At 60.3% G+C, this 16,096-nt stretch carries 14 protein-coding genes; 8 read left to right on the top strand and 6 right to left on the bottom strand.

The window, feature by feature from the left end:
- Nucleotides 1-51 precede the first annotated feature (51 nt).
- The 3 genes from WM42_RS06215 (at nucleotide 52) to WM42_RS06205 (ending at nucleotide 2,355) form a co-directional block, all read left to right on the top strand.
- Entirely contained in the window at nucleotides 52-699 is a 648-nt protein-coding gene (locus WM42_RS06215; protein ID WP_061919937.1) for a biliverdin-producing heme oxygenase, read from the top strand.
- 103 nt (nucleotides 700-802) lie between these two features.
- On the top strand, nucleotides 803-1,621 hold the full coding sequence (locus tag WM42_RS06210; protein WP_062036334.1) for an HtaA domain-containing protein: 819 nt from the start codon (nucleotides 803-805) through the stop codon (nucleotides 1,619-1,621).
- A 248-nt stretch (nucleotides 1,622-1,869) separates the two neighbouring features.
- Nucleotides 1,870-2,355, top strand: coding sequence for a ferritin (locus WM42_RS06205; protein ID WP_062036332.1), 486 nt, complete (start codon nucleotides 1,870-1,872; stop codon nucleotides 2,353-2,355).
- Here WM42_RS06205 and WM42_RS06200 read toward each other — a convergent pair.
- On the bottom strand, nucleotides 2,352-3,413 hold the full coding sequence (locus WM42_RS06200; protein WP_062036330.1) for an ROK family transcriptional regulator: 1,062 nt from the start codon (nucleotides 3,411-3,413) through the stop codon (nucleotides 2,352-2,354). The genes WM42_RS06205 and WM42_RS06200 overlap by 4 nt on opposite strands.
- Nucleotides 3,414-3,509: 96 nt before the next feature.
- Here WM42_RS06200 and WM42_RS06195 point away from each other — a divergent pair, with 96 nt between their 5' ends.
- Nucleotides 3,510-4,079, top strand: coding sequence for an LOG family protein (locus WM42_RS06195; protein ID WP_062039239.1), 570 nt, complete (start codon nucleotides 3,510-3,512; stop codon nucleotides 4,077-4,079).
- A gap of 69 nt (nucleotides 4,080-4,148) precedes the next feature.
- Entirely contained in the window at nucleotides 4,149-5,810 is a 1,662-nt protein-coding gene (locus WM42_RS06190) for a DUF885 domain-containing protein (protein WP_062036328.1), read from the top strand.
- A 54-nt stretch (nucleotides 5,811-5,864) separates the two neighbouring features.
- Here the strand turns inward: WM42_RS06190 and WM42_RS06185 are convergent, their stop codons facing one another.
- Entirely contained in the window at nucleotides 5,865-6,911 is a 1,047-nt protein-coding gene (locus WM42_RS06185; RefSeq protein ID WP_235591333.1) for an AbrB family transcriptional regulator, read from the bottom strand.
- Nucleotides 6,912-6,933: 22 nt separating this feature from the next.
- On the opposite strand from WM42_RS06185, the gene WM42_RS06180 reads away from it, so the two are divergent.
- Nucleotides 6,934-7,728 (top strand): TSUP family transporter, encoded by a 795-nt coding sequence (locus WM42_RS06180; protein ID WP_082787639.1) that lies wholly within the window; start codon nucleotides 6,934-6,936, stop codon nucleotides 7,726-7,728.
- On the opposite strand, the gene WM42_RS06175 is transcribed toward WM42_RS06180, so the two are convergent.
- The gene (locus WM42_RS06175) at nucleotides 7,712-9,946 is read right to left on the bottom strand and encodes an ATP-dependent RNA helicase (protein WP_062036324.1); all 2,235 of its coding nucleotides are present in this window, start codon (nucleotides 9,944-9,946) and stop codon (nucleotides 7,712-7,714) included. The genes WM42_RS06180 and WM42_RS06175 overlap by 17 nt on opposite strands.
- A complete protein-coding gene (locus tag WM42_RS06170; RefSeq protein WP_062036322.1) occupies nucleotides 9,947-10,579 on the bottom strand; it encodes a sugar O-acetyltransferase in 633 nt (210 codons plus the stop codon).
- Nucleotides 10,580-10,646: 67 nt separating this feature from the next.
- Here WM42_RS06170 and WM42_RS06165 point away from each other — a divergent pair, with 67 nt between their 5' ends.
- The gene (locus tag WM42_RS06165; RefSeq protein ID WP_062039233.1) at nucleotides 10,647-11,336 is read left to right on the top strand and encodes an alpha-ketoglutarate-dependent dioxygenase AlkB family protein; all 690 of its coding nucleotides are present in this window, start codon (nucleotides 10,647-10,649) and stop codon (nucleotides 11,334-11,336) included.
- A 31-nt stretch (nucleotides 11,337-11,367) separates the two neighbouring features.
- Entirely contained in the window at nucleotides 11,368-11,913 is a 546-nt protein-coding gene (locus WM42_RS06160; RefSeq protein WP_061919953.1) for an NADPH-dependent FMN reductase, read from the top strand.
- 126 nt (nucleotides 11,914-12,039) lie between these two features.
- Here the strand turns inward: WM42_RS06160 and WM42_RS06155 are convergent, their stop codons facing one another.
- Nucleotides 12,040-13,617: an aldehyde dehydrogenase family protein gene (locus WM42_RS06155; protein ID WP_062036320.1), complete on the bottom strand. Its 1,578-nt coding sequence runs from the start codon at nucleotides 13,615-13,617 to the stop codon at nucleotides 12,040-12,042.
- Between the two features lie 45 nt (nucleotides 13,618-13,662).
- The gene (gene betT, locus WM42_RS06150; RefSeq protein WP_062036318.1) at nucleotides 13,663-15,912 is read right to left on the bottom strand and encodes a choline BCCT transporter BetT; all 2,250 of its coding nucleotides are present in this window, start codon (nucleotides 15,910-15,912) and stop codon (nucleotides 13,663-13,665) included.
- Nucleotides 15,913-16,096 lie beyond the last annotated feature (184 nt).

Here is a 16,096-nt window from a genome sequence, read left to right as displayed (position 1 = left end):
TTAAGTTGGTTTCGGTAAGTTAGGTAAGCATTACTTTTCTAAGGAGAATTTATGACCATTGCGCTGGATCGACCGTTATCGCTGGCTTTGCGCGAGGAGACTGCGCGTGCCCACGAGGCGGCGGAGGGATCGAGCTTTATGCAGCGGCTCATGGCGGGAGAGCTAGATGCCAAAGCTGTCGCCGATCTGACCGGTCAGCTGTGGTTTGTGTATGAGACATTGGAGCGAACAGTGCGTGCTGTGGCGGAAACGGCCACCGCGGGCGCTGTGGCCGATCCGCGTTTGGAGCGCCGCGATGCTCTCGAGGTCGATCTGACTCAGCAGCTGGGAGGGGATTGGCGTGATAAGGTTCGCATCTTGCCGGCTACCGCGGCTTATGTGGCCCGCCTTGAGCAGTTGGCTACACCTGAGCATGCAGTTGAGGTTGTGGCGCATCACTATGTGCGCTACCTCGGTGACATTTCCGGCGGCCAGGTTATTGCGGCGCGGTTGGGTGCACTGTATGGGATTGATCCGGATGCGCTTAACTTCTACGACTTCACCGCGATCGGGAAGATTCCTCCTTACCGCAATGGTTACCGACAGCGTATTGATGAGATGCGATTGGCAGAAGCAGAGCGGGCGGCGCTTATCTCTGAGGCCCAGGCGGCCTTTGCGTTTAATTCGGGCATCTTTGCTGAGTTAGATCGGCGACACTAAAACAGGTCTTGACTTTAAGCTTAGCCTTGCCTAACCTCTGTTAGGTATAGCAAAGCTCAGTTTGCATACTCTCATCTACACTCTTTCTGATTCGGAGAACTAAATGAAGCCAATCTCTGTACTCACCGCCACCACTCTCGTGGCCGGTGCTCTCGCAGTACCCACTGCTTCCGCTGCGGAAATTCCTGCCCTCGCTTCCGGTGAGCTCAGCTGGCCCATCAAGGAGTCCTTCATTTCCTACCTGCAAAAGCCTTTTGCGCAGGGTGAGATTAAGACCACTGATGGTGCCGTCTTCGCTGACAATTCTTTCAAGCTTCCAGTGAATGCTTCCGCATCCACGGTTGACGAAAAGGGTAACGGAACCATCGACACTGATGGCTCGCTGCACTTCAAAGCACACCCGGGCATGGGCCCAGATGGCGGCTATGGCCTCGATATGACGTTCAGCGACATCAAGGTGGTGGTTTCCGGCACTGATGCCACCATCACGGCGGACTTGAAGACCACCGGTGCCAAGGGGCCAGGCAGCAAGGAGGCAATTGAAACCGACCTGGATGACGCAGAAATCTCCACCTTTAAGTTGAGCGAAGCAATTGTTCCGGCAGCAGAGAAGACCTACACCACCACAGATGCGCAGACGTCCATCACCAAGGTTGGCTCCGACGCGATGCTGGGCTTCTACGAGCCGGGACCGCTAGAGGACGGAAACACTGACCTCACTGTCACCTATGGCAAGGCGGCTGCTGAGCCAGAAGTGAAGCCAGAGCCGAAGCCAGAGTCGAAACCAGATCCAAAGCCTGACGCGGGTTCTTCCGCGGGTGCAATCGGCGGCATTGTAGCCGCGATTGTTGCGATTCTGGCTGCAGTCGGTGCTGCCTTCTCTGGTGCGATTCCGGGCCTGAAACTGCCGAAGCTGTTCTAGGCAAGGGCGGCGTCGTCAAGCGTGGCTTGGTTGTGTCGCGGTTGTCCTAAGGGGGAATGCAGTGGTGGATATCCTGAGCAAAGTTAGGAGATCCAACCCAAAAAGTTGCCTTGACCGGCATGTTTGCTAAAGCAAACCTTCCTAGCGCGACGGAAATAAATCTGTATTGTTGGTGTTGCACTTAATGAATCGCCCCGGTTTGATAGGCAATTGTACTTTCCGGGGTGTCTTAGAGAAAGGTTCCTGACATGGACGAGAAGTTGCAAACCCTCCTGAACAATCAGGTCAACAACGAGCACGGCGCTGCTCTTATTTACACCCAGCTGGCATACGAGATGGATAACCTCTCCTTCCCAGGTATGCGCGACTGGTTCTACGCGCAGGCAGAAGAGGAGCGCGCGCACGCGCAGAAGTTCGCGCAGCACCTGCTGGACCGCGGCTACCGCGTTGAGCTTTCTGACATCTCAGTTCCTTCCATCAAGGCAGCTACCCCGCTGGATGCTTTCGAGGCGGCTTTCGCGCACGAGCAGAAGGTCTCCGAGCAGATTCGCGAGATCGCGCGCACCGCTGATGCGGCCGGCGATCTGGAGTCCCGCTCCATGATCAACTGGTTCCTAGAGGAGCAGATCGAGGAGGAGTCCACCGTCAGCGAGATCATCGACCAGATCAAGCTCGTGGGCAACGATGGCTCCGGCCTCCTGCGCATCGACGCAGAGCTTTCCTCCCGCGGCTAAGCCTTTAGCTCGAGCGGCACGCGCAGCAGGGGATCGAGCGCAATTGCGCGGGTAATCGCCCCCACGATCTCCTGATGTGAGGGGATGAGACGTAGCTGGGTGGACTTTCCGGCTTTTTCTCGTACGACTGCCGCGAAACGTTTCGGCGCTGCAGGGTCATCAAGGAATGCTCCACCGGCGAGCACAACGGTGGTGGGCTCATGCTCCTTGATGAGCTGTGCCGCGACAAGGCCTAGATGGCGAGCGCGTTCATCGAGGATCTCGCGGTGCGCGGAGGTATCGACGCTGTCTAGCTTTTTCTGTACGGCGGCGGTAGTTAAGGTTTCCTCTGGGTGGGGCACCTCTGCGATGGAAGGCAGGGGGATGATCTGGGAGACTTCGTCGCCGGTGGAAAGCGCGGCGCCGATCGAGTCATCCGCAAAAAGCACTAGAACCGGATCGGTATTTCCAAGTTCCGCGGCTTGGGTTTCGGAGCCCAAGATTGCGGGCACGGCGGAGGAAACCACAACGGGCACGCTGAACTGATAGCGCAGGCGCTCTGCGATGTCGACGTCGACCCAGCCCAGGTTTGCGGCGGTGACGCGGCCCGCGGCGTCGACAGTGCCGGAGGTGGTAATGCCCACGGAGACCAGTTTGCGGTCGAGGCCTGCGCTTAGGCGATGGACGCCGGCCATGATGTGCTCGATGAAGTCCTCCTCGCTCAGCTGCGCGACGGGGGTAGGTACGTCATCTTCGCGGATGGTGCGCCCGAGCGTGTCGTAGAAGCCGATGTGGGTCTGCGAGGTACCCACGGCAATTCCGGCCAGGATCCAGTCATTTTCGGCAACTTCGAGCGGAACCGTGGGGCGCCCGCGGCCTCGGGAACGGGTGAGATCGTTTCTTTCCTGGATGAGGCCCGCCTGGAGCAGTGCTGCGGTGGCGCGGGTGATGGTGGGCTGGGAAAGTCCTGTTGCCTCGACGAGCTCACTGCGCGTGATGATGGGGTTTAAACGCACGAGGTGAAGGCACTTAGCCGCTGGGGTGCGCGGGCGAGTGAACACGGGGCCAGGTTTGAGCATAATTAGAAGTATAGATTTTCTAGACCGTATTGTCTAGCAGGTATTCGCAAGATTAGACAACATTGTCTAAGGACTTCTTTCTATAGTGTGGTGTCCATGGATTCAATTGCGGTTTATTGCGGCTCGGCCACCGGTAACTCGGAAGCATATATCGAAGCAGCCCGTCAGCTGGGCGGGCAGCTGGCAGATCGTGGAATCAACTTGGTTTACGGCGGCGGCAACGTGGGGCTCATGGGCGTGGTAGCGGATGCATGTCTGGCAGGAGGCGGAACGGTCACCGGCGTGATCCCCGAACAGCTGGTGGACCTAGAGCTTTCACATCCTGGCCTGACCTCACTTGAAGTGGTGGAGACCATGGCGCAGCGCAAGACCCGCATGGAGGACTTGGCAGATGGCTACGTGTGTCTGCCGGGCGGCGTGGGCACCCTCGAAGAGCTCGCGGAGGTGCTGACCATGCAGCAACTAGGCCACGTCGACGGCCCCGTTGGCTTGGTGGACGTCGCCGGATTCTGGCGTCCTTTCGTGGACATGTACGCGGGCATGTCAGAGGCGGGCTTCGTGCAGCGCCGCTTTGTGGATGCGATCGTGCTTGAGCCAACGCCAGCGCAGGTTCTGGATGCCTTTGCGGGTTGGACTAATCCCGGGATGAAGTGGGATAACAAGTAGCTAACAAGCTGACAACGTTTGGCGCCTAGGTTGGCCCTAGGCTCCAGGTAAAGGATAGACTTCACCCTCATGAGTTCAGAGCCAAACCAGAGCCGCCATCCTTCCCTCTTGGACGCGGCCTGCGATAACTTTGTGCACGATCTTGCGGAGCTAAGCCCTACCGAAGCAACGGCGTGGGGCATCCCGGGATTCGAAGGCGAGCTGCAGGATTTCTCGCCGGAGTACTACGCGGCTATTGCTGACCGCACCCGTGACATGGTCGCTGACGTCGATGCTCTGGATGACACCACTGACGAGTCCGATGATGAAGATGACTTCGACGATGTGGATTACGTGACCGCAGCCGTCTTGCGCGATCGCCTTTGCCTAGAGCTGGACTTGCACCACCACGGCGAGGATATGCGCAGCCTCAACAACATCGCCTCCCCGGTGCAGACCATTCGCGATACTTTGCTGCTGATGCCGCAGGATACCCCTGAGCAGCTTGATGCCATTCGCTCGCGCCTGTCCAAGGTCGGTGGCGCACTAAGCGGATACAAGGATTCCTTGCAGGAGTCGGCGGCACATGGCCTGATTCCGCCGCATCGCCAGATCAACGAAGTCTTCGTCCAGTGTGAGCGGCTTGCCGACGCCGGTTCCATGCTGGAGGGCCTTGGCGTCGAGGGTACTGAGGTCGAGGCGGCAAAGAGCGCTTTTGGGCAGTTCGCTGATTGGCTCTCCAACGAACTACAGCCGCAGGCTTCCACCGAGGATGCGGTGGGCCGTGACCGCTATGAGCGGTTTTCCAAGCTTTTCGTCGGCGATACCGTCGATCTTGATGAGGCCTACGAGTGGGGCCTGGAGCGCGTCCAAGAAATCCGTGCTGAGCAGGAAAAGATCGCGCACGAGTTGTATGGCTCTGAATGCACCGTGAAGGCCGCGATGCGCAACCTCAACCAAGAGGAGCGCTACGTGCTGGAGGGCACCGATGCGCTCGTGGAATGGATGCAGGGCACGGCGGAGAAAGTCATCAAGGATTTGGATGGCACCGAGTTCGACATTCCGGAGCAGATCCGCGATATCGAATGCTGCATCGATCCTGCCGGTACAGGCGGCATCTTTTATACCCCGCCTTCAGATGATTTCTCGCGTCCCGGCCGCATGTGGTGGTCAGTTCCGGCTGGCCAGGAGCGTTTCCACACCTGGCAAGAGCTGACCACGGTTCACCACGAGGGCGTGCCGGGCCATCATCTGCAGCTGGGTTCTGCGCTGGTCCAAGATGATCTCAACCTGTGGCGCCGTGCGGTGACCTGGAACTCGGGCCACGGCGAAGGCTGGGCGCTTTACGCTGAGGCGCTCATGGCGGAGCTGGGTTATATGGAGGATCCGGGATTCCGCATGGGGCTTCTCGACGCCCAGCGTTTCCGCGCCGCCCGCGTTGTGGTGGACATCGGATTGCACTTGGGCAAGAAGCTGCCGGACTGCAGCAACTCTGGCAAGTGGGATAAGGCCCACGTGAAGACCTTCATGCGCGAAAACACCGCGATGGATGACGCGAACCTCAACTTTGAGGTCAACCGCTACCTGGGCTGGCCGGGGCAGGCGCCTTCCTATGCCTTGGGCGAGCGCCTATGGCAGCAGACCAGGCAGGAGGCCGTGGAGCAGGGAATGAGCGTACGGGACTTCCACTCCGAGGCCTTGGCGCTAGGATCTGTTCCTATGTCGATTCTGCGGCAGACCATCTTGAACTAAAGCCTGAGTTTTCAGTCTTAGCCATTTGATAGCAGCGGAGCGCTTGATGGTCACTTACTTTTTGGTTATAAGGCGCAAAATTTGGGGCAGATAGCCTGCGATAACGAGCACGATGATGAGGCGGACGATCTGCACCGCGACCACTGCAGGTCCCGCGCCGCCTTCGGAAGATAGCGCAAGAACTGTCTCGAGAGCGCCGGGCGAGGTGGCGAGGTAGGCCTCGAAATAGGAGATATCCAGCCAGGCCGTCAGCGGCCAGGCGGTAAGCGCGCAGACGCCGATGACGATAATGATGAAGGCGATTGTGGCCGGGAGCTGCTTGGCAAAGGAACGCAGCGCGGGGATGGACAGTCCGCCGCCGCAGACCCAACCGATGGACATGAATGCCATGATCTTGAAGATGGAGTGCGGCTCCAGTGTGTGCCCGGCGGGCAGGAATTGCGCGACGATGACGGTGAGGATGAGCGGGCCCAAGACGGCTGAGGCGGGCAGGTGCGCGAGCTTGCCTAGGCGCTCGCCGAGGACCGCAATAGCTACGGTCAGCGCAATGACCCACCAGGCGCTATCGACGTGGACGGATGCATCCGTGCCACCGGATTCAGTGGTCATGAAGCTGACCATAAAAGGCAGAGAGACCGAAACCGCGAGCAGGCGCAGGTATTGGGTCAGCGCCACGTAGCGGTAGTCGGCGCCGAGCTCGCTGGCAAGCGCCGGCATAAGGGAGGCGCCGCCGGGCAGCATGGATAAAATGCCGGTCTCCCAGGAGATCTCTTTGGGCTGCGAGCGGTGCAGCAACATTCCGCCTGCCATGCCGACGACGACGGTGATGAGGGACATCGTGATGGCGGCGGGAAGAAAGCCAAGAAGTAGCGAGGCCGGTACCAGCGTGAGGGGGATGGCCGCCATGATGCCGATGAAGCCGCGGGCCACGGCGTAGAAGTGCTTGTTGACGGTGAGTTCTTGCCCGGTGATAAGCGCCATCGCACCGGAGACCACGATGGCTGCCAGGATCCAGGCGGCGGGCACGTGCAGGTAAGTAAAAAGCGCGCCGAGGGCCACAGACCCTGGCGCAATGATGGCCCACTGTGCACGAACAGACATAGCGTCGAGTTTAATAACACGCATGGAGTTGTTGGACCTGGGATTTAGCGGTTGGGCAATTTTGACGTCAGGAGCTGCGGTAGCGGGATGGATCGATGCCGTCATTGGCGGCGGGGGACTCGTATTAATTCCGCTCATCATGGCGGTGGCACCGCAACTGGCGCCGGCGACGGCGCTGGCCACGAATAAAGTTGCGGCAGTCTCGGGCACGGCCTCGGCTGCAGTGACGATGGTGCGCAAGGTTCGGCCACCGGCGGGGGAGCTTGTCCGCTTAAGCCTGGTAGCGCTGGTGTGCTCCGGCATCGGCGCGGGCGCTGCGGCGATGATTGATAAGGACGTGATGCGCCCGCTGATTATCGTGTTGATGGTCTGCGCCGGTGCCTTCGTGGCCTTTCGCCCCAGCTTTGGCACGAATGAAAGCGAAGGCATCCGTGGCGGATGGCGCACGTGGGCTGCGTTGGCAGCGGTGGCCTGCATCGCTTTCTATGACGGCATCTTTGGCCCCGGCACCGGCATGTTTCTCATCATGGCGTTTACGGGCATCTTCTCCCAGAACTTCCTCAAGTCAGCGGCGATGGCGAAGGTGGTCAACACCTGCACGAACGTCGGCGCGCTCTGCGTGTTCATCTTGGGAGGGCACGTCATTTGGGCGCTGGCCCTAGTCTTGGCCGTGGCTAACGTCATTGGCGCGCAGCTCGGTGCCCGCACGGTCCTAGGCGGCGGCACCAAGCTGATTCGTTATGCTCTGCTTACCCTCGTGGTGGTGATGAGCATCTACCTGGGCATCCAGCAGTGGGGGCCTACATCCGCTTTTTAGTCTTGGCGGTGGCAGGTGCGGTCCACGGGTCCTCGGGCCACGGGTGCTTGGGGTAGCGCCCGCGCATATCGGCGCGCACGCCCTGGTAGGGCCCGGCCCAGAAGCTGGCCAGATCATCGGTGACGGCAAGCGGCCGGCCGGCAGGCGAGAGCAGGTGGAATTGCACGCGGTGGCCGCAATATACGGGGGATTCGGCCAAGCCAAAGCACTCTTGCAGCTTGATGGAGACCACGGGACGCTCGCCACTCCAGTCGATCTTTGCATCCCTGCCGGAAGGAACGGGTAGGCGCTCAGGTGCGAGTTCGTCGAGCTTGCTTGCCTCCGGCCAGGGCAGAAGTCGCTGTAGAGCAGGGTAGACGTCGATAGCGGAGGCAGGCGTGCCTTCTGCAATCTGGTGCAGCTCGGGGCCGAGCCACTCGGCAGGATCCGCCTGCTCCACGTCTGGCCAAGGCGCGCCGTAGTTGCGGTAGAGGTGACGAAGGCGATCGCGCAGGATCTGGGCTTTCTCGCTGAAAGAGAAAAGACCTAGGCCCTGCTCGCGGATGCCGGCAGCAAGGGCTTCTTCGGCGGCGGCACCGGTGACCTTGATGGGGGTAGAACTTAGCTCGATCGCGCCGGCGCGGGTTACTTTGCGCCCGCGGATTTTCCCATCCTTTAAGGTCGCAGTTACTTCTTCAGTGGTGCCGATGGCTGCAAGCGCTGCCTCTTCGTCGATGCGGGTAAAGGCGCGGATGATGGCGTTGCCAGCGTTAGAAAGAGACACTTCCGCTACGGCCAGCCATGCGGCACCATTGTCCTCTAATAATCGGGCGCGGGTACCGCTGGCCAGAAGGTAGTCATCGCCCATTCTCTTTGCCACCTGATCGGGGAATGCGGCGGCCACAACGCGGCTGGGATCGACGCTGCCCTTATCCGGCACGAGGCGCGCGAGGCGCTGGACCTCGCGTTTGGCCGGAGCGATGCGGGTGATATCCCCGCGCGGGGAATCGCTCAGCGCCGCCACGGCTGGGGCAGCTTGGGAGCCGTATTTCAAAAGTGCAGCCCCGAGGCGTGGGTCGGTAGGCATGGTCGCGAGCTCCGGGGTGGCGCCAATCGCGGTGAGGGTACGGTGGGCGTCGGCAAGCGCGCGTGCAGGTGGCTGATCCAGCAACGGGAAATCCGGACCGGCGCCCCAGCAATCCAGGAATAGCGCGGCTTGAGTGAGGTCGGCGCTCAAGATCTCCGGGGTGATGTGCGGGGCAAAGTGCTGGTAATCCTCTTGGGAATAGCAGCGGATGACGGTACCCGGGGCCTCACGGCCTGCACGTCCGGCGCGCTGATCCGCGCTCGACTTGGAGGTGGATACGGTAACCAGACCGGACATTCCGCGCTGGGCGTCGCGGCGCGGGGTGCGCGAGAGACCAGCGTCGACCACGGTGCGCACGCCGGGCACCGTCAGGGAGGATTCCGCGATGGATGTCGCGACAACGATGCGATCGGCATCCGTGTACAACGCAGCATCCTGCTCAGCCGTGCTCTGCCTACCGTGGAGCGGATAGGCCTCCGGCAGCATCTTGCAGACCAGCTCCACCTCGCGCACGCCGGGGACAAAGACCAGTGTGGAACCTGTATGCCCCATGGCTTGGCGGGCTACGTGAGCATAAAAATCGCGGTCGCCGGAAGCACGTCCAGGCGCTGGGCGATAGTGAATATCGAGGGGATGAGTGACCGCCTCGGTGACATGAACCGGGGCGTCCATAAGCTGCGAGAAACGCTGCGCATCAACGGTCGCGGACATGGCGACGACGCGGAAATCGTCGCGCAGCTGCGCCAATTCGAGACACATGCCAAGGACCAAGTCCGTGTCGAGCTGGCGTTCGTGAACCTCGTCGATGGCTACTGCGGCAACGCCGGTGAGCTCGGGATCTTTAAGGAGGCGGCGCAGCAGCACGCCCGGGGTGACGAACTCTACGTCCTGACCTTTGCGGGAATCACCGCGCACCGCGTAGCCGATCTGCTGGCCGGACAGCGCTTGGAGGCGGTTGGCTGCCGCGCGGACTGCGACGCGGCGTGGGGCAGTGACGATGACTTTGCCATCCATGTTTGCCAAGGCCGGCGGAACTAGCGTGGTCTTGCCGGTGCCAGGCGGGGCCTGCACCACTATGTTTCCGGTCTTGGGCAGGCTATCGATGGTTTCGGCAACGGGCAGGCCCGCGCCGATGCGTGCGAGATCGAACATCTACGTCAGCCCGAAGCCTTCCACTGGGCCTTCGAGATCTTCGCGCTCGAGGTTGTCTCCATTGAGCTTGCGCACCACGCGGCCGGGAGTGCCCAGTACCAGCGACTTATCCGGGATATCGCGGGTGACGAGCGTGCCCGCACCAATGACGCAATCCTCGCCAATGGTGACACCGGGCATGACGGTGACGTTGGCCCCGAACCAGGTGTTGCGGCCCACGGTGATCGGTTTGGCAATCTCCCAACCTCCCTCGCGCATCTCGTGGTCATTGACCGGATGGCTCACGGTGATAAAGGAGCAATTGGGCCCAATCATCACGCGATCCCCCAGCGTGACCTTGGCCTGGGCCAAGATGGTGGCATTAAAATTGATGAAAACATGCTCACCTATGATGAGGTTGCAACCGAACTCCACGTTGGCCGGCCCGAACCAGCCCGGCACATGGGATTCCTCCGGAAGCAGCTCCCGCAGAATTTCCCGTGCTTTGTCTTGATCGGTGCTACCTAACTCGTTGAACTGCTTGATCAAGCGGAAAGTACGGGCGTGCTCCGCGCGTACTTGTTCCGTCTGCCCCGGCAGGTGCCAGTGCCCGCCGGACATTTTTTCCCAGGTGCCGAATTGCTCGAGGTTCATGGGGATTTAGTCTAGTCGCGTGAAAGGGACGTCTTGTGTGCTGCGGACGGACATGTACTCTTGGGCCATGCTTTTCGACGTCTCTCGCCCCGCCGTCCAGGTCGCGCCGGGCGTGGCGCATCTGCCAGGATGGTTGTCCGTGAGCAGCCAAGAAGCGTTGGTTTCTGCTGTTCGTGAGGTGGCGCGGGCTTATGCGGGCACGCCGATGGCGATGTATCGCCCACGTTTGAAGTCGGGGCAGATGAGCGTGCATCAGCTGCATTTGGGCAGGTTCTGGCATTACGAGACCTATCGTTACGTGGACAATATTGAGGGGACTCGAGTGCCGCCGATGCTGGAATCGTTGCGGGAGCTGGCGTCTCCGGCACTGCGCGCGGCTGCCGAGGTCGCGCCCGAGTTAGCGCCATGGGCTGAGAGCTTTGTTCCTGAGATGGCGTTGGTGAATTACTATCCACCGGGCTCGGGGATGGGCATGCACGTCGACGATTTTGAGGAATCCTTGGCGCCGGTAATTTCTCTATCCATTGGTGATGAAGCGCTGTTTCGGATGGGCAATACGGAAAACCGCAATAAGCCCTGGGATGACGTTCTGCTTGGTTCAGGGGATCTGATTGTCTTTGGCGGACCGAAGCGGCTGGCCTATCACGGTGTGGTGCGGGTTAATGACGCAACGTTGCCAGAAGGATGTGGTTTGCGGGAAGGGCGAATCAATATCACTATTCGCCAAGTTGACGCGCGTGCTAGTCTTTCTTGTTGACTAATCAACAAAACGAAAGAGGGTTATTCCCATGGCAAAGATTGGCATCGTTCTCGGCTCTACTCGCGACGATCGTGCAGGCGAGGCAATCGCAAACTGGGTTGGTGACTTGGCTAAAGGCCGCAACACCGGCGTTGAATACGAAGTAATTGATCTCAAGGCATTCAACGTTCCGATCATGACCACCTCCGTCATCCCGATGGCGGCGAACAAGAGCTATGACGACGCCAACGTTCAGGCTTGGTCCGATGCCATCGATTCTTGCGATGGCTACGTCTTTGTCACCCCTGAGTACAACCACTCCGTGCCGGGTCCGTTCAAGAACGCCTTCGATTCCTTGGGCGCCGAGTGGGTAAACAAGTCCATCGCTTTCGTGGGGTACAGCTTCTCCGGCGGCATTCGCGCAGTTGAGGCATGGCGCCTGGCAGTGGCTAACTTCTCCATGAAGCAGCTGCGCACTCAGGTAGAGGTCAACCTCATCACCGACATGAACGAGGGCGCCTTCGCGCCAGCTGACTTCAAGATTGGCCTCGTTGACAACATGCTGGCTGAGCTTGAGGATTCCATCGCGAGCTAGAAACCGATCCTTCCGCGGTCACTATCTCGCGGGAAGCCTGCGTGCTCGACGGTGCGCTGGGTGGCTTCGCTTCCAGCGCACGTCAACATCGACACGATGACCATCAAGCCACGCACGCAGAGTTAATTACTGCAAACCGAACTGGTCCCAAGCCGCAGGGGCCAGGTTCTGGTAGACGTGCTTGTGCTCCTGGTACTCGGCCAAGCCGGTGGGGCCAAGCTCGCGGCCATTGCCGGACTGCTTGAAGCCGCCCCACTCTGCCTGCGGCAGGTACGGGTGGAAGTCGTTGATCCAGATGGTGCCATGGCGCAGGGCGCGGGCAACGCGCTCGGCGCGGCCGGCGTCGGAAGTGTAGACGGCGCCAGCCAGGCCGTACTCGGTGTCATTCGCGATGGCGATGGCCTCCTCCTCGGTGGTGAAGGTCTCGATGGTCACGGTAGGGCCGAAGGCCTCGTCGTGGACACACTCCATGTCCTTGGTGGCGCCATCGATGATGGTCGGCAGGTAGTACACGCCCTTGCCCAGGTCCGTGTTGCCGGTACCGTGCTGGCCATTGGTGTCCTCACTGGTAGCGGCACGGCCGCCGGTGAGGATCTTGGCGCCCTGCTCGCGGGCCTTGTCCACGTAAGCGGCGACCTTCTCGCGGTGATCGGCGGAGATGAGCGGGCCGGTCTCCGCCTTATCGTCGGTCGGACCGCCGATCTTGATGTTGTTGGTGCGCGCCACCAGTGCCTCGATGAACTTATCGTGCAGGGATTCTTCCACGATGATGCGGGAACCCGCGGAGCAGACCTGGCCGGAGTGGAAGAAAGCGCCGTTGAGGGCGTTATCTACAGCGACGTCGAAGTCCGCGTCGGCGAAGATGACGTTCGGGTTCTTGCCACCGAGCTCCAGCGCGGTGCGCTTGACGGTCTCCGCAGCGTTCTTTGCGATGATCTTGCCGGTGACCAGGCCGCCGGTGAAGGAGACCATATCGACGTCAGGATGCTGGGACAGTGGGTTGCCGCAGTTGGCACCGGCGCCGGTGATGAGGTTGCCCACACCGTCTGGCAATCCGCATTCCTTGAGGGCGGCCATGAGCAGCATCGCGGTGTGCGGAGTGAGTTCCGCCTGCTTGAGGACGAAGGTATTGCCGGCGGCCAGGGCCGGGCCGACCTTCCAGGAGACCTGCAGAAGCGGGTAGTTCCACGGGGTAATCAGTCCGCAGACGCCAACGGGCTCGGCGTCGATGCGCGATCGCAGGTTGGGATCCTGCGGGTCGACTACGCGGCCGGCCTGGTGCTGGGCCAGGGTGCCGAAGTACTCAAAGGCGTTGGCGATGTCATCCATATCGCCGAAGGACTCCTCATAGCGCTTGCCGGTATCAGCGGACTCGGCGGAAGCGAAAAGTTCCTTGTGCTCGCGGATGAAATCGGCCACGCGGATGACCAGCTTGCCGCGCTCGGCGGCCGGGGTATTAGCCCACTCGCCGTTATCAAAGCTTTCACGGGCAACCTTGATGGCGCGCTCGGTGTCCTCGTCGGATGCCTCGGAGACTAAACCGACGGTGGAACCATCGGCCGGGCAAATGATGGTGCGGGTGTCGCCGCTTTGGGCGGCTTCCCACTTACCGTTGATGAACAGGGACTTCGGGGCGCCATCAGCATGCACGCCCTTCAGCAGGTCGGTCTGGGTGGGGTCGAACAAAGTGTTCTGGGTGCTCAAGTGAAAAGCAACCTTTCTCTCATAGAGGTAGTTGTAGTGGCCAGCTTAGCTATCTTCGCGCCAGGTGCGCTCGGGCTCGGCGCCATCAGAGACATCGGAGTCACCCGGCTGGGTCTGCTGCATGTAGAGGAAGGCCAGGTGGCGCTCGTAGAGGTCCAGCACGTTATTGATGATTTGGTTCTCGGAATAGCCGTAGACGTCATAGCCCAGCGAACCGGTCATATCGTAGACCTCGAGGCGGTAGTACTCGTCGCCTTCGCCCGCGCTGAAATCGGGGCGCTCGGCCGCTACCGGGAAAAGCTGGTAGCGGAACATGCGCTCATTGTGCAGCTTTACTTCTAGGTCGAGTTGGGGCAGTTCGACGTCGGGAAGCTCACTGGTGAGCAAGATGGCGTCGTAGCCGCGGGTACGCATGTGCGTTGCCACCTGCTGGAGGGCGTAGGTGGCGGTTTCGCGCAAATAGGTATCCATCTCCTGCTTAGAGGGGAAGGTATTGGCCCGGTCGAGGCGGTTCTTCCAGAGGTCGGCATTGGCCGGTTCGCGCTCGGTACGGGAGGAAATCACTCCGTGCATAGCGGTGGTGCGGGCTTCGCGCTGCACGTTTTCTAGGCGCAGGGACTTCCACAGGGAGAACATAATGAGGTAGACCACGAAGGCGAAAGGCAGGCCCATGACCACGGTGGCGGACTGGACTGTGGTGATGCCATCGATCTGCAAAAGCGCCAGGGTTAGTGCGCCCACGGTGACGGACCAGAAGATGCGCATCCACTTCGGGCCGTCCTGGCGGCTATCCGTAATCTTCGAGGTGAAGTTGGACATCACCAGCGCACCAGAGTCGGCTGAGGTGATGTAGAGCAGCAGACCGATGAACGTGGTCAAGAAGATGACGATGGATGCGCCGGGGAACTCGGCCAGCATGTCGTAGAAGCCTTGCTCCGGTGTATTGATTGCGGCTTCGGCAAAGTCGGGGTATTCGCCGGAACGAACCATGTCCAAAGCGGTGTTGCCGAAGAAGGACATCCACATCAGGATGAACAGGAAGGGGAAGGTCAGCACGCCGAAGATGAACTGCCGCAGGGTGCGGCCGCGGGAAATACGGGCGAGGAACAGGCCGACGAAGGTAGCCCAGGCAATCCACCATGCCCAGAAGAAGAGGGTCCAGGACTGCATCCAAGTGTCTACGTTGGCTTGGTCTTCGGCGAAGGCGAAGGTCTCCATGGTCCAGGATGGGAACTTCGAGACGTAGTCACCGATATTGGTCACGATGGCATCGAAGAGGTAGGCGGTCTTGCCAAAGACCACGACGTAGACCATCAGCGCGATGGCCAAATAGACGTTCAGCTCGGAGAGGAAGCGAATGCCCTTATCCACACCGGATACAGCCGACAGTGTGGCAATGGCCACCGCAATAATGATGAGAGCGGACTGCAGACCAAGGCCCTGCTCGATGCCGAAGATGAGGTGGAAGCCGTAGGACAGCTGCACCACACCGATGCCCAGGGAGGCGGTCACACCGAAGACGGTGCCCAGCATGGCAGCGATATCGACTGCATCACCAACTGGGCCGTGTACGCGCTTGCCGATGAGCGGATACAGCGCGGAGCGGATAGCCAGCGGCATATTGAGGCGGTAGGCGAAGTAACCGAAGGCCATGCCCATCAGTGCATAAAGCGCCCAACCGGTGATGCCGTAGTGGAACATCGCCCACACCACGGCCTCCTTGGCGGCCTCCATGTTTTCGCCTTCCCCGACCGGTGGGGTGACGTACATGGTCACGGGTTCTGCGACAGCGAAGAACATGAGGTCCACGCCGATGCCGGCGGCAAAGAGCATGGACGCCCAAGAGAAGGTGTTGAATTTCGGCCGCGAGTGGTCCGGGCCGAGGCGGATATTGCCGGCATTGGAAAAGGCAATATAGAGCACGAAGACCACGGCGATGGTGGCGGTGAGGACATAGAACCAGCCGAGGTTGTGGCCGATCCAGCCGGTGACGCTGGCGAGGGTTTCCGCCGCGGAATCGCGGCCGAGCCCGGCATAGAGCGCCATGGCAATAATGAGGACGCCGGAGATGATAAATACCGGCCAGTTTGTCTTGGGAGCAGGGACCTGATCCGCGCCTACGGCATCGCCGGTTTCAGCCTTGTAGCTGCCGACGAGGGCACGAACTTGGTAGCGTGGGCTGCGCTTCTTGGGCTCTCCAGATGGGGTTGCGAGAGAGGTGTTTTTACCCCCTTCTTGGGGGACTTTACTTGAAGTGTGAGACTCCTCAGGATCGTGAGGGTCAAAGTTAGCCATCTACTTCTCCTAATGTTGGTTGGTTTGGGCCGAATCTTTCGCACGGGTGCCCCAAAATGCTCACAAGATCGCAGGGAGAGAAAGGTGAGTGAAATGAATCATATTCGGGCAACCTATGTGCAAAGACTTCGGATTTCATCTCCAGAGACATCCATCCGGACAAGGTAAATATACATTAAGATGG

The organism is Corynebacterium simulans (genome assembly GCF_001586215.1).
In the GTDB taxonomy this organism is placed as follows: Bacteria; Actinomycetota; Actinomycetes; order Mycobacteriales; family Mycobacteriaceae; genus Corynebacterium; species Corynebacterium simulans.
This window is presented reverse-complemented; position numbering and strand designations above follow the sequence as displayed.

Coding starts and splice junctions, on each gene's coding strand:
- WM42_RS06215 (WP_061919937.1), top strand. CDS start 52: ATGACCATTGCGCTGGATCGACCGTTATCGCTGGCTTTGCGCGAGGAG.
- WM42_RS06210 (WP_062036334.1), top strand. CDS start 803: ATGAAGCCAATCTCTGTACTCACCGCCACCACTCTCGTGGCCGGTGCT.
- WM42_RS06205 (WP_062036332.1), top strand. CDS start 1,870: ATGGACGAGAAGTTGCAAACCCTCCTGAACAATCAGGTCAACAACGAG.
- WM42_RS06200 (WP_062036330.1), bottom strand. CDS start 3,413: ATGCTCAAACCTGGCCCCGTGTTCACTCGCCCGCGCACCCCAGCGGCT.
- WM42_RS06195 (WP_062039239.1), top strand. CDS start 3,510: ATGGATTCAATTGCGGTTTATTGCGGCTCGGCCACCGGTAACTCGGAA.
- WM42_RS06190 (WP_062036328.1), top strand. CDS start 4,149: ATGAGTTCAGAGCCAAACCAGAGCCGCCATCCTTCCCTCTTGGACGCG.
- WM42_RS06185 (WP_235591333.1), bottom strand. CDS start 6,911: ATGTCTGTTCGTGCACAGTGGGCCATCATTGCGCCAGGGTCTGTGGCC.
- WM42_RS06180 (WP_082787639.1), top strand. CDS start 6,934: ATGGAGTTGTTGGACCTGGGATTTAGCGGTTGGGCAATTTTGACGTCA.
- WM42_RS06175 (WP_062036324.1), bottom strand. CDS start 9,946: ATGTTCGATCTCGCACGCATCGGCGCGGGCCTGCCCGTTGCCGAAACC.
- WM42_RS06170 (WP_062036322.1), bottom strand. CDS start 10,579: ATGAACCTCGAGCAATTCGGCACCTGGGAAAAAATGTCCGGCGGGCAC.
- WM42_RS06165 (WP_062039233.1), top strand. CDS start 10,647: ATGCTTTTCGACGTCTCTCGCCCCGCCGTCCAGGTCGCGCCGGGCGTG.
- WM42_RS06160 (WP_061919953.1), top strand. CDS start 11,368: ATGGCAAAGATTGGCATCGTTCTCGGCTCTACTCGCGACGATCGTGCA.
- betT (WP_062036318.1), bottom strand. CDS start 15,912: ATGGCTAACTTTGACCCTCACGATCCTGAGGAGTCTCACACTTCAAGT.